The organism is Deltaproteobacteria bacterium (genome assembly GCA_003696105.1).
GTDB lineage: Bacteria > Myxococcota_A > Polyangia > Haliangiales > J016 > J016.
In genome coordinates, this window is the sequence record RFGE01000356.1 from 1 (window position 1) to 12,925 (window position 12,925).

A 12,925-nucleotide genomic window follows, 5' to 3' on the forward strand; every position below is an offset into this window, starting at 1 on the left:
GCCGCAGCCCGCGGCCGCACCGCCGCAGCCCGGCTACGGTCAACCGCAAGCTGGCTACGCACAACCGCAAGCTGGCTACGGACAGCCGCAAGCCGGCTACGCGCAGCCGCAGCCCGCGGCCGCACCGCCGCAGCCCGCGGGCGGGCCGTCCCCGGCGGCCTCCCCCGCGCAGCCGGCGCCACCGCCGCCGGCCGCCGCTCCGGCAGCGCCGAGCGGTTCGCGCACGGTGTTCGGCGTCGGCGCGCCGCCCTCGGGGAATCGCGAGCCGAACTGACGGTCCGGCCCCGGCGACATCGGCCCCGCGCACCGCGGCGTGCGCGGGGCATTTTGTTGCACGAACAACCGTTTGGCCGCCAGGGCGTCGCGTCACACCACGCGCAACATGCGCACGGCAAACGGCGCGAGCGCGATGCGCGGTCCCGGCGGCGCACCCGTCAGCGCGTCCACCAGCGTCGCCCCGTCGGGCACCGCGAGGGTCGCGTCCACCGGGCGGTCGCCGCGGTTGCGCGCGAACACCAACCGGGGCGCTCCCGCCTCGTCCTCGAACACCGCCGTGTCGACCTCCGGCTCGCGCGCCATCCACGCGCGCGGCGCACCGCCGGCTACCGCGGCCAGGTCCGCCGCCAACGCCCCGGGATCGTCGAGCCCGCCCGGCTGCAGGCGCCCGACACCGCGCGGTACGCCGGCGTCGTCCCCGAGCGGCTCGTCGAACGCATCGACCGCGGGCCGGCCGGGGCCGACCACCACGCGCACGCCCTGCGCCGCCGCCGCCTTCACGCGCCGCCACGCGGCCCGGTCGACCCGGCGGTGCGTCGGCATCACGACCGCGTCGACCGCGGCAAACCGGTCCACGCCACAGCCCTCGTCGACGAACACGTGCGGCACGCGCGCGGCGACGAGCGCATCGCGCACCGCGCGCAGCCACCGCCGGTGCGCCGTCGCCCCCGCGTCGCGGTACAGGTGCTCGGCGATGCCCAACATCTCCGTGACTACCGGCGTGACCGGATCGGCCAACGACGATGCGAGCCCGAACCGCGCGTCGGCGCGGGACACGACCACGCCGACCTGCGCGCGCCGCCGCAGCGACGTCCAGCCCACCTCGCGCAGCGCGCCCAGCAGCCGCGCGTACCACTGGCCCACCTCGGTGACGCGGCCGTCGTCGGCGATCGCGGCGCCGTACCAGCGGTCCCGCTGCACCGCCATGTAGAGGTTGAACGCGCGCAGCCCGGCGGCGAGCGCACCGAGCGTGACCGCGCGCTGGTCGGCGGCGGTCATCGGCGGAAGCCACGGCGGCCCGCCGACGCCGAGTTCCGGCGCGAACGGCAGCGGCGACGAGCCCGCGAGGTACAGCGCGCGGCGCGCGACCGTCTCGCCGTCGGCGGCGCGGTGGTACAGGTCGATGCCGGCGACGCCGCCGATCGCCGCCGCGCCGCCGGGCAGGTCGATCAACCACGGGTCGGTCGGCGGAAAGTTGTGAAACCGCGCGACGCCGGCGAGCCCGGCGTCGTCGAGCGCGGCGCTCATCCACGCGAGCGCCCGCGCCGCGTAGACCTCCTTGAACCGCACCCACCGCGCACACCGCGCAGCGTCGGCCGCATCCCACGCGCGCGGCGGGTCGAGACCGCCCGACCACTCGTCCCACCACGCGAGCGCGTCCGGATGGTAGTCGGCGTCGAACGCGCCCGCGCGAAAGAACATCTGCTGCTCGTTGTCGACCTGGACCGCGACGACCGGACCGCCCGGCGCGAGGTACGGCGCCACGCGCTCGCCGAACCGCGCGTACCACTCGCACACCGCCGCGCGAAACGGTTGCGCCGCGTACGACGGCACCGCGAACGCGCGCGGCGGCGCCGGCAGCCACACCGGCGTGTCCCGCGCCGTGCGCGCGCGCATCGCCGGGTCGTCGAGGACGCGCTGCGGGAACCCGAACCCCGTGAGTTCGGCATTGACGTGCGGCCCCGGCCGCAGCAGCGCGCGCAGCCCCGCCGCCGCCACCGCGTCGAGAAACGCGCGCAGGTCCGGGGCGCCGCCGCCCTCGACGACGGACCACGGCACGTAGGTCTCGACCAGCTCGAGCCCGATGTCGCGCAGCGCCGCGAGACACGCGGGCCAGTCGGCCGGATCGACGCGCCAGTAATGCAGGGCGCCGGAAAACAGATCGAGGTGGTCGTCGCCGCCGGCGCGCGCGATCGCGAGGCCGCGCTCGGTAAAGCGCGTGCGAACCGCCGCGGCCGTCATCGCGGCGCGTCGACGTGGCGCCACGCCCCGTCGCGGTCGAGGACGAACCGGCTCGGGCCGACGGCCAGCGGGTGGTCGGCCGCCATCTCCAGTGCCTCGCCGGTGCCGGCCGACGCGTAGTCCGGGTCCCACGGCAGCAGCAGGCAGAACCCGTGGGGTGCGTCCGGCATCGCCGCGAAACGCGGCAGGATGGGATGCGGGTGCCGCGCGCGCTCGGCGGCCAGCGCGAGCACCGCCGCCGGGCCGCCCGGCGCCGCGTCGCGCAGCTCGTAGAACGTGCGGACCTGCGGCGGCGGCAGGCGCAGCTCGCCGGCACGCGCGAGCGCCTCGTCGGGCGTCACCCACGCCTCGTCGACCGTCTCGCGGTTGTCGAACGACGGCGTCTGTCCCGGCGGCAGCTCCGCGACGAAAAACCGCGCCGAGAACCGTTTGGCTTCCGCCGACGGCGTGATCCAGTGCGCGAAGTAGTGGACCCGGTCGAGCGCGAGTTCCACGCCGCGCGCCGCCAGCACCTCGTCGAACGGTTCGCCCGCGTGGACCGCCGCGCGCATCGCGGCGAGGTCGTCCGCTGACACCGGCTGGCGACCGAGCAGCACTCCCGCTTCCTCGAACAGCTCGCGCGCGGCGGTGCGGCGCGGCTCGTGTTCCTCGCCGGGGTCGACCGCGCCGCCCGGGAACACGAACGCCGACGACATGAACGACGCGCGCCGGTGCCGGCGCAGCAGGAACACCTCGGCCTCGCCGGTCCCGGCGCGCGAGCGCACGAGAATGACGGATGCCGCCGGGCGCGGCGCAACCGGCTCGCGGTTCGGGTCGAACGCCATCGCTGGCGGGAGCATACTGGACAACGCGACGCGCGCACCGCGCGCCGGTCGCCGATTTCGGTCGCGAGCGGCTCGGCGGCCGGGGCCGTGCATTTCGGTGCGACGGTCGGCGACGGGGCGGATACCGGAGCGGGAGCGGTGGCGTGCGCGGCGACCGCATGCGGAGTGGTCTTGCAGTACGGGCCGTAGGCGGCCGGCGCGCGGGGGCGGCACGGGTCGCGCGCGAGACCGGCGGCGTGGTCGCGCCCGCCGGGCCCGGCGCCGCGCGACGGGCGACGACACGATGAGCGTCGGCGGCGTGGTCGCGCCCGCCGGACCCGGCGCCGCGCGACGGCGACGACACGGTGGGCGGCGACGGTGCGGCGGTGGGGTATCGTCGGGCGCGATGCGGATTCCCGTTACCGATTTGAAGGCCGAAACCGAGCCGCTGCGCGATGAGCTGATGGCGGCGGTCGCGCGCGTGCTCGACAGCGGGCAGTTCATCCTCGGACCGGAAGTGGATGCGTTCGAGGCCGAGCTGGCGGCGGCGGTGGGCGCCGCGCACGCGGTCGGGGTGTCGTCGGGCACCGACGCGCTGCTGGCGTCGCTGATGGCGCTCGGCGTCGGGCCGGGCGACGAGGTGGTGACGACGCCGTTTACGTTCTTCGCGACGGCGGGGGCGATCGCGCGGCTCGGGGCGACGCCGGTGTTCGCCGACATCGAGCCGGACACGTTCAACCTCGACCCGGACGCCGCCGCCGCCGCGATCACGCCGCGCACGCGCGCGGTGATCGCGGTGAACCTGTTCGGCCGCCCGGCGGACCTGCCGGACGCCGGCGGCGTGCCGGTCGTGGAGGACGCGGCGCAAAGCCTCGGCACCGGCGCGCCCCGCGGCGCGTGTGCGACGTACAGCTTCTTCCCGGCCAAGGTGCTCGGGGCGTTCGGCGACGCGGGCGCGGTCGCCACCGGCGACGCCGACCTCGCCGACCGGGTGCGCCTGCTGCGCGCGCACGGCGCGCGGCCCAAGTACGTCCACGCCGTCGTCGGCGGCAACTTTCGGATCGACGCGGTGCAGGCCGCGCTGCTGCGGGTCAAGCTGCCGCACCTGCGCGACGCGATCGCGCGCCGGCGGCAGATCGCGGCGCGGTATCGCGCCGAGTTGCCGGCCGACGTCCGCCCGCAGGCCGACCACCCCAACCACGTCTACAACTACTTCGTCGTGCGCGCTCCGCGACGCGACGACCTGCGGGCGGCCCTGCGCGAGGCCGGTATCGCGACGGCGATCTACTATCCGATTCCGTTGCATCTACAATCGTGTTTCGCGGATCTCGGCTATCGGCAGGGCGCGCTGCCGCACGCCGAGCGCGCAGCGGGCGAGGTCGTCGCGCTGCCGTGCTATCCGCAGCTCGACGAGGATCGGCAGGCGCGCGTCATCGACGCGGTGCGCCGGTTCTACGGCGCGTAGGCGGGGGGCGCGCCGGCCAGTCGGCGCGCGGTCAGTAGTGCGACAGGCTGCCGGTGACCCGCGCGCGGCGGAGCGCGCCCGCAAACAGCCACGCGCCGCAGCCGCCGCCGACCGCCGCGAACGCGGCCAGCGCCCCCAGCTCGCGAGCGACGTCGGCGAAGCCGGCGCCGGCGAACGCCGCCAGGCGCACGGCTTCGAGCGCCGGCGCCAGCGGGAACGCGTACGCGACCGCGGCGACGCCGCCGGGCAACAGGTTCACCGGGAACAGCACGCCGCCGATCACCGCGCCGAACGCCGCCAGCCCGTACGTGAGCGGATCGGTCCGGCGCAGCCACATCGTGACGGCGCCGCCGAGCACGGTGAGCGCCGCAAACGCTACCACCGCGAGCCCGACCGCCACCGCCACCACCGGCAGGTGCGCCGCGCGAAACGACACGCCGTACAGCGCCGTCCCCAGCGCGAGCGTCGCCGCCGCGCGCACGACGCCCACGACGATCGTGCCGAGCGGCGCACACAACACCACGTACGCCGCGGGCGCCGGCGTCGACAGCATCGCGTCGAGCGTGCCCTCGACCTGGGCGCGGCGCACCGCCGACGACAGCGCCGTGGCCATCGCGTAAAACAGCTCGGCGCCGACGACCCCCACGAGCCAGAACCCGAGGAAGCCGGCGTCGCCGTAGCGCGCCACCGGCGACGACGCGGCCGACGCGCCGACGAACCGCGCCATGTACGCGAGCATCACGACCGACACCACGAGCGCGAGCGTGCGCAGCGCAAACGTCGCGCGATAGCTGGCCGCGATCGCCAGGTCGCGGCGCAAAAACGCCCACGCCACGGCGGCGAGCGACGGCGTGCCGACCCGGCCGGCGTCGCGGGGCGTCATCGCACCTCCGTGGCGCGCGCCGCGGCCGGCTCCGTGCGGCGCACCATGCGCTCGCGGGCCTGGCGGATCGCGCGACCGATCGCGTGCGTCGTCATCGCAGCACCGTCTCGATCGCGGCGTCGACGTCGCCGTCGTGGACGACGTGACCGCCGGCGAGGACGACCGCGCGGCGCGCGGCCGCCCGCGCATGGTCCGGCGAGTGCGTCGCGATCACCAGCGCCGCGCCGGAGTTCGCGCACAGCGCGGCGATGTCGTCGAGCACGGCGCGCGCGCCCTTGGGGTCGAGGCCCGACGTCGGCTCGTCGAACAGCCACACGGCCGGCTCGGCGAGATACCCGCGCGCGAGGGCGAGCCGCTGGCGCATGCCGGTCGAGTACTCGGCCACCGGGCGGTCCCACGCGGCCGGGTCGAGCCCCACCCGCTCGAGCACCGCGGCCACCCGCTGCCGCGCCGCCGCGCCGCGCAGGCCGTACAGCGCCGCGAAGAACGCGAGGTTCGCCCGCCCCGACAGCCGCCACGAAAACGACCGCGCGTCGCCGGCGACGTACGCCACCGCGCGGCGCGCGCGCGCGCCGTCGCGGGCCGGGTCGAGGCCGGCGACCCGGGCGGTGCCCGACGTCGGCACCAGCAGGCCCGCGAGGCACTTGAGCAGCGTCGACTTGCCCGCGCCGTTTTCGCCGAGCAGCGCCACCGACTCGCCCGCCGCGACCCGCAACGACACCCCGCGCAGCACCGGCACCGGCGCGCCCGACAGCCGGCCGCGCAACAGGTCCCGCGCCGTCGGCCGCGCGTGAAACGTCTTGACCAGACCGGCCGCCTCGATGCCGGATTCGCGCATCGCGCGTCAGCCTACTCGACATCGCGCGGCGGCAGGAACACGCCACGCCGCGGCCCCGCGTCCGGCGCGTCGCCGGGCGCGACGTCCCACGCGAACCGCCGCCCGATCGCGGCGGCCAGCGCGCCGAGTTCGTCCGGCGAAAACGCGTGGGCGAACCCGTACCAGCCGGCGAACCACGTCCCGCCGGCATCCTCGCCCGCGTCGACGCCGCGCAGGCGCGCGACGGCCCGGCCCGCCGCGTTGCCGAGCCGGTGGGCGCGCGACGCCGCGCCGGGGTTGTGCGCCCCGCGCACGAAGAAGCTCGCGAGGATCGGTCCGGCCGGCGCCAGCGCCGCGCACGTGCGGAGCGCGGCCTCGCGGTCCGTCCGGTCGAGCACGTGACTGAGGCCTCCCCAGCCGATGAGCACCGCGTCGTACGGGCCGCGCGCGCGGGCCGCGTCGAATGTTTCGAGCCGGCTGACGTGGACCTCGCTCCCCGCGCCGAGCCGCCGGCGACAGCGATCCGCCAGCCGCCGCGCCGGCTCGAGCGCGTCGACGCGGTAGCCCCGCGCGCGCAGCTCGACCGCCTCGCGCCCGTCGCCCGCCGCCGCGACGAACACCGCCGCCGGCGGCGGTGGCAGCCGGCGCGCGAACCACGCGCGTTCCCAATCGAACAGCTCGCGCGACAGCGCACCGGGCGCGACGTCGTACGCGTCGATCGCGACGAGCGCCCGCTCGCGCGGCACCAGCGCGGAGCTGAGGAACCCCTGCATCCACAAGCGGGCGCGCAGGGCGATCGCGCGCTCCGCGCGGTCGAGCTGGTAGTACGCACGCGCAGCCGCGCGCAACGCGGCGAATCCGCGCGTACCTTCGCCTCGGTGTTTCGGGCGATCGCTCGCGGCCCACCACCTCGTCGTGGACCGGCCGACAGCGGGCCCGCACGCAAGCCGCGCACGCCTCTGCGCTTCGTCAGCGCTCACGGCCGAGTCGACGTCACACCGCCGCACGCAACCGGCACGCCGCCACGCGCCATGCACTTCGCACGAGCACCCGAGCATCGCCCGGCCGCGGCACACGCCAGCGCACCGGCGGTCGCGATAGGACGCGCACACGGCCGAGCACCGCGCCGGGCTCGAACCAGCCGTCGTCTCCGATTACGGCGTCGCCCGCAAACCGCAGTCGCCCGCCACGCCGGTCGACGAGGCGGTGCACTACCAGACAACCGGTGCGCTCGAACGCCACCAGGTCGCCCAGACGCAGTTCGTCGACCGAGCAGGGCCGGATCTCCACGACGGAGCCGTCCCGCACTGCCGGCCACATACTCGAGCCGCGCACGCGGAGGGAGATCCATATGCCGCGGTCCATTGCCGCGCGCACCAAGGCCGCGGACGTACACGCCCGCACGTACGCACGCGCGCCAGCCACCTCAGGACTGCTGCGTGTTCGGCGGCCCGCAGGGATCTCCAAACTGGCCGGTGATCTTGTCACACGCAAGGGCCAGCGTTTCGAACCGCTGCTCACCGACGACGGTGGGCTTTACGTACGGTTTTCGGTCCGACCGAGTCGGATGTCGAGTTTTTTCAAATTCAGTCATGACGGGAACTCCGCCGATCTTCAGTACAATACCTCTATCAATCCCACATTGCTGGTCGAGGCTCCAGCGGAAGGTGTGGAGCCCGGAGCCATCCATACCAGATCCTCAAGCCCGTCGTCGTTGTAATCGCCGCCCCAGCGCAAGAATACGTCGGCTCCGTTGAACACACCGGTCTCCGCCAGAACAACGTGATCTGCGCTGGTCGCAAGATCGACGGTACCCGACAAGGCGACTGGACCATACATCACGTAGACGACCGGCGAGCCGTCGGCGCTCGTAATGACCAGATCTTCGTTCCCGTCAGCGTCAATATCCCCGCCGTTCGAAATGGCGGCATTGCCGATCCCGCGATCCCCAGGGGTGCCCTCCGCTGAGTTCGTCAACGTGGCGGTCGCGATGGAACTCACCGTTAGTGGCGTGCTGTCGCCGCCAGCCGCCGTGCCCGGTACAGCGTAAACGACGCCGCCGGTCGCCTCGGAGTGAGCGCCGATCAACACGATGCGCTCGCCGGCCGTCGCAATCGAGCCGAACGAGGTGCCGAATCCGGTGGCGTTTTTCCCGTTGGTGACGTGCAAGTCCTTCGTAGGATCGAAGGCGAGTTCGGCGTAGCCACCGGTGGGGTCCGACGTGCGGCCCGCGATGATGAACGCTCGTTCACCACCGGCGCAGCTTGAGTTCCCACCAAACGCAAGGGCGTCAGGCGAACTTGCTCCGCGGATCCGTCCCAGAGCCGTCAGCGAGTTTCCCAGGAAGCACCCGGATGGCGCGGCCGTTCCGCCGGTGACTCGCCACGCCGACACGCCGTTGAGTGGGGCGGCGTCGTTATCGTCGATTTCAATGGCGGCCGGCGCCATGCCGCCGAGCAGGACAACGGCCATGCCGTGGTTTGCGAAGGCACCAGGTGCAGCCACGGCGAGATCGTCGCGGCCATCCCCGTTGAAATCGAGCCCGGCGAGAACGAATCCTAGCACCCCGCCGACAAGGTCGACTGAAGGACTAATCGTCACGTCGGCTTGGTCCTGCGTACGCGGCCCCATCGTTGCTGGATTGAAAAGCGAGCTTCCGCCTCCATAGAAGATGAACACCGACCCGCGAAAGTTGTTCTGGAATGGCGCGCCAACGGCGAGATCAGCCACACCGTCGCCGTTCCAATCCAAGGCGGCCAGCGCATTGCCGAAGAAGCCCGAGGCGACGCTGGGCGTAATCGTCACATCCGGGGTCGCACCAATGCCGCCCGGACCTCCGAGGAAGACGTGGACCGCCCCTGCATTCGTGGACGCACGAGGTGCGCCGACCGCGAGGTCGTCGAATCCGTCGTCGTTGAAGTCGCCCGCTACAACCGATTCACCGAAGCGCTGCGCTGAATCGGTCACGGGAGGCGCGATGACTCCGCTGCGTTCGAAGTCCACGGGTGGAGACAGCGGCCCCATTGTCGCCAGCGCTGAGCGATTGCCGACTGCGTCGACCGCGACGACGGCGAAGTAATAGTCGGTTCCAGGCCGAAGATGTACCGCAGTTGCGACTTCCGTAGCCCCCGGTGCGCTCGGCGAAGGCGGCGTGACGACGGTCGCGGAATCGAAGTTGCCCGCGTCGATCGGCGCGTCGCTCACTCGAACGTCGTAGCCAGCCACGGACATCCCGCCGTCCGACGGTGCCGTCCACGTGATCTGCGCCGACTGGCGATCGAGCGCATTGGCGTCCAGGTCTGCCGGGGCGGCAGGGCCCGTGACGTCGATGACGATGCCCGTGACGACGGCGGTGCCAACTGCGCCGGCGTCGTCTCCGTCGGCCTGGATCGAGTAGGGGCCCCCCTCTGGGAAGACGACGCCGGATCGACACCACGTGGTGCCCGTCACCGTGGCCGGTCCATCTCCTCCCGGAATCGTCGGCGTGATCGTGACGCTCACGGTCGCCGAGGCACTGCCCACCGTCCCGCACACATCCAGTGTCAGAGTGCCCGCGCCAGCAGTGCCGTCCTGGCTGCCGAGGACTGCGTCGGTGACGAACGGCGGGGAAAAGGCGATCGACAACTCGGCCTTGCGAATTCCGCAACTCGTACTGCTGCAGTTGTCAAGTGAATCGCAGGCCTCCGCGGCAAAGTCGTTGTCTCCGTCCGAGAGGGTCACGCGCGCGGCCCCGCCCCCTGACAGCGTCACTGGCGACCCATTTTGCGTAAGAGATCGCGTTGCGCCGGGCTGCGACAGAACGAGCACATCAATTTGTGTGCCAGGCGTACCCGGATCGAGATCCACGTCGCTGCCGACGACAGTGCCACAGGAGATGGTCCCGCCGGCCCCCGTCGCGGTGAAGGTGACGCCGGGGCCCTGGTTGTCGATGGAGACGGTCAGGTTCTCCGTGGTGACGATGCCGGCGGGGCTCGTCACGCTCACGGCGCAGTCGTAGCTGGTCTCGCAGGTGTCGGTGGTGCAGCCGGTGACGCGGAAGCTGGCGGCGCCGCCGGGGCCGACGGCGGTCATCGCCGTGCCGCCGCCGCCATTTTCGCAGGTCGTGGTCGCGGTCTGGCCGGCGCACTCCGTGTCGATCATCGCGTCGATGTCGACCTGGAAGCCGGGCGTGCCGGGGTCGGCGTCCATCGTCACGGTCCCGGTGGGAGCGGTGATCGCGATCGAGCAGCCCTCGGTGACGTAGGTGACGTCAGCGGTCGCGGTGCAGGGGTTGAGCGCGTGGTCCTGGCCCTGGATGCCGATCGTCTTGGCGCCGGGGGAGGACAACGTCGCGACGGCGGTGGTGGCGCCGGAGGCGTCGACAGCCGCGCCGGTGATCTCGAGGGTGTTGACCGTGAACGTCGCGGGTTCGCCCTCGGTGTCGCCGCCGGTGACGGTCGCGGCGAGGGTGATCTGCGTGTCGGCGGTGTCCGGGTCCTCGTCGTCGTCGGGGATGATGGTCGCGCCCGCGGCGGGCGAAGTGATCGCGCACGTCGGCGCGACGCTGTCTACGAAGAAGGTCTGCGCGGGTGCGGCACCGCTGGCGCCGCCGCCCGGCGACACGCACTGGGCGCGGATGGCCTGGACGCCCTCGGCCAGGGTCAGCGCGGTGTACGCGGCGACGCCGTCGTCGCCGGCCGTCATCGTGCCGGCGCTGGCCTCGGCGCCGGTGCCGACGTCGAGGACGAACAGCTCGACCTTGTACCCGGGCGACGTGGTCACCCGCGCGGTCGCCTGAAATCCTGGAGTGTCGGCGTCGTCGTCGGCCGCGGCGTTGAGCACGGGCTGCGGGTAGGCCGACACGGTGACGCTCGGGTTGACGATGGCGAGCTGGCACTGCAGGTCGCCGACGACGAACACGGACACGGAGTCGCTGCCCGTCTCGTCGCAGGCGTTCGTCGCGGTCACGACGAGGTCGACCTCGCCCTCCGGCAGCGTGACACCGTCGAACGTGACCTCATTGTTCGCGTCGACCGTGGCGGGCGAGCCGGCGGCGGTGCCGTTGACGGTGAGCGTGGCCGTGTCGCCCGGCTCGACGCCGTCGACGCGCGCGCGGACGTCGACCTGGACGCCGTCGGCGGTGCCGGTGTCGTCGGCCTGCGTGATCTCGCTGCCCGACGACGGGCTGAGGATGTTGACCGTCACCTTCAAACAGTTGGGACCGCCGTCGCCGCAGGCGGACAACGCCGCGAGCGCGGCCGAAACAACCCCGAGCGAAACGAGTCTGGAAGCGCGCATGTAGTCTCCGTATCAGCCGGTTACGGCAGAACCTTTAGTCCCGCGGAACGAACCCCCCGGGAGGCGGCGTCCCGCGCGAGCACCCGCGGCCACGTCGGCGGAAGCGCCGTCTCCGTGGCCGGAATCATACCCCGATCCCGCAGCGCGTCGCGATAGGCGACGGCCTGCCGGCAACACTCGAGCGACGGCCCGTCGATGCGGCCGTCTTCGGTGAGCGCCATCGCGTGGCACCGCGAGCAGTACGGGCGCACCGCGCAGCGGTCGCACTCGCTCAGCGCGCCCCATGTGAGACGGCGCACATGTTCGAGCACCGGCGAGGTCCGCCAGATGTCGAGGAACCGCCGCTCGCGCAGGTTGCCGGCCGACAGCGGCAGCTGCAGACACGGGCGCACGTCGCCCTGCGGCGTGATCGCGCACACCGCCTCGGCGGCGCGGCACGGCGTGTCGCCGTCGGCGTTGCGGCGGGGCCCGCCGGCGCGCCGGGCGAGGAACCCGCGCAGCGCGTCCATCGACGGCCGGTGACCGGTCGGACCGGTGTCGCCGTCGGTGCGCGCGGTGACGTGCGCGTCCACGTGCAGCCGCGCGCCGAGCGACGCGGCGAGCGCCTCGAGCGCGTCGAGGTCGGCGCCGGTGAAATCCATCAGCGGCGTCTGCAGACCGACCGGCACGCGGCGCGCGACGAGCCGCCGCGCCGCGGCCACCGTGCGCTCCCACGAGCCGGGCACGCGCGTGAGCGCGTCGTGCGGGCCGTGGCGCGACGAGTACAGCGACATGCGCACCTCGATGGCTCCGAGGGCGGCGATGCGGTCGGCGCGCGCGTCGTCGATGTGATGGCCGGTCGTGATGAGCTTGACGGCGAACCCGCGCGCGCGCGCGGCCGCGAGGATGTTGTCCGCGTCGCGGCGCATGAAGAACTCGCCGCCGAGCAGGGTGAGAAACAGGACGCCGGACGCCGCGAGGTCGTCGAGCACGGCGCCGATCTCGTCCAGCGACAGTTCCGGGTCGCGGCCGTGGGTCTGGTAGCAGTGCGAGCAGTCGTAGTTGCAGCGGTCGGTGACCTGGAACGACACCCAGGTGGGCACGCCCAGTTCGCGCGCGCGCCGCGCGACCAGGTCGCCGGCCTGCGCCGGCACCTGCCGTGTCGTCACCGTCGCCGACATCCTCGATCCGAGTGCGTCACGCTACCACGGTGTCGCGTGTGATTTCCACAACCTGCATGGAGTTCGCGCCCGCTTGTGAGATGGTGGCACGGACGCCCGCGTTCACGCCGCGGCCGGGATCACGCGCGGCGTCACCCGCCCGGCGCCGCGGCCACCGCCTCGTGCGGCCGAAACCGCGGCCGGGATCACGCGCGGCGTCACCCGCGCGGCGTCACCCGCCCGGCGCCGCGGCCACCGCCTCGTGCGGCCGAAACCGCGGCCGGGATCACGCGCGGCGTCACC

The 12,925-nt window shown here is 73.5% G+C and carries 10 protein-coding genes and 1 pseudogene; 2 read left to right on the forward strand and 9 right to left on the reverse strand.

Features of this window, described 5'->3' with window-relative positions; all coding sequences use genetic code 11:
• A pseudogene (locus D6689_22085) lies at positions 1–115 on the forward strand (4-hydroxybenzoate polyprenyltransferase).
• Here the strand turns inward: D6689_22085 and D6689_22090 are convergent.
• The 3 genes from D6689_22090 to D6689_22100 all read right to left on the reverse strand — a co-directional run bounded on the left by D6689_22090 (position 97) and on the right by D6689_22100 (position 3,545).
• A complete protein-coding gene (locus tag D6689_22090) occupies positions 97–294 on the reverse strand; it encodes a hypothetical protein (protein ID RMH36644.1) in 198 nt (65 codons plus the stop codon). The pseudogene D6689_22085 and the gene D6689_22090 overlap by 19 nt on opposite strands.
• 72 nt (positions 295–366) lie before the next feature.
• Complete coding sequence (locus tag D6689_22095) at positions 367–2,238, reverse strand: hypothetical protein (protein RMH36645.1); 1,872 nt, start codon at positions 2,236–2,238, stop codon at positions 367–369.
• The gene (locus D6689_22100; GenBank protein ID RMH36653.1) at positions 2,235–3,545 is read right to left on the reverse strand and encodes an NUDIX hydrolase; all 1,311 of its coding nucleotides are present in this window, start codon (positions 3,543–3,545) and stop codon (positions 2,235–2,237) included. Before D6689_22100 ends, D6689_22095 begins: the two co-directional genes overlap by 4 nt.
• On the opposite strand from D6689_22100, the gene D6689_22105 reads away from it, so the two are divergent.
• The gene (locus D6689_22105) at positions 3,448–4,506 is read left to right on the forward strand and encodes a DegT/DnrJ/EryC1/StrS family aminotransferase (GenBank protein RMH36646.1); all 1,059 of its coding nucleotides are present in this window, start codon (positions 3,448–3,450) and stop codon (positions 4,504–4,506) included. The two genes, D6689_22100 and D6689_22105, sit on opposite strands and share 98 nt — an antisense overlap.
• 31 nt (positions 4,507–4,537) lie before the next feature.
• Here D6689_22105 and D6689_22110 read toward each other — a convergent pair whose 3' ends face one another.
• The 6 genes from D6689_22110 to D6689_22135 all read right to left on the reverse strand — a co-directional run bounded on the left by D6689_22110 (position 4,538) and on the right by D6689_22135 (position 12,643).
• Positions 4,538–5,389 (reverse strand): ABC transporter permease, encoded by an 852-nt coding sequence (locus D6689_22110; GenBank protein ID RMH36647.1) that lies wholly within the window; start codon positions 5,387–5,389, stop codon positions 4,538–4,540.
• A 91-nt stretch (positions 5,390–5,480) separates the two neighbouring features.
• On the reverse strand, positions 5,481–6,227 hold the full coding sequence (locus D6689_22115; protein RMH36648.1) for an ABC transporter ATP-binding protein: 747 nt from the start codon (positions 6,225–6,227) through the stop codon (positions 5,481–5,483).
• A gap of 11 nt (positions 6,228–6,238) precedes the next feature.
• The gene (locus tag D6689_22120) at positions 6,239–7,054 is read right to left on the reverse strand and encodes a hypothetical protein (GenBank protein RMH36649.1); all 816 of its coding nucleotides are present in this window, start codon (positions 7,052–7,054) and stop codon (positions 6,239–6,241) included.
• Positions 7,055–7,199: 145 nt separating this feature from the next.
• Positions 7,200–7,571, reverse strand: coding sequence for a hypothetical protein (locus D6689_22125; GenBank protein ID RMH36650.1), 372 nt, complete (start codon positions 7,569–7,571; stop codon positions 7,200–7,202).
• Between the two features lie 249 nt (positions 7,572–7,820).
• On the reverse strand, positions 7,821–11,483 hold the full coding sequence (locus D6689_22130; GenBank protein ID RMH36651.1) for a hypothetical protein: 3,663 nt from the start codon (positions 11,481–11,483) through the stop codon (positions 7,821–7,823).
• Between the two features lie 20 nt (positions 11,484–11,503).
• The gene (locus D6689_22135; GenBank protein RMH36652.1) at positions 11,504–12,643 is read right to left on the reverse strand and encodes a radical SAM protein; all 1,140 of its coding nucleotides are present in this window, start codon (positions 12,641–12,643) and stop codon (positions 11,504–11,506) included.
• Between the last annotated feature and the right edge of the window lie 282 nt (positions 12,644–12,925).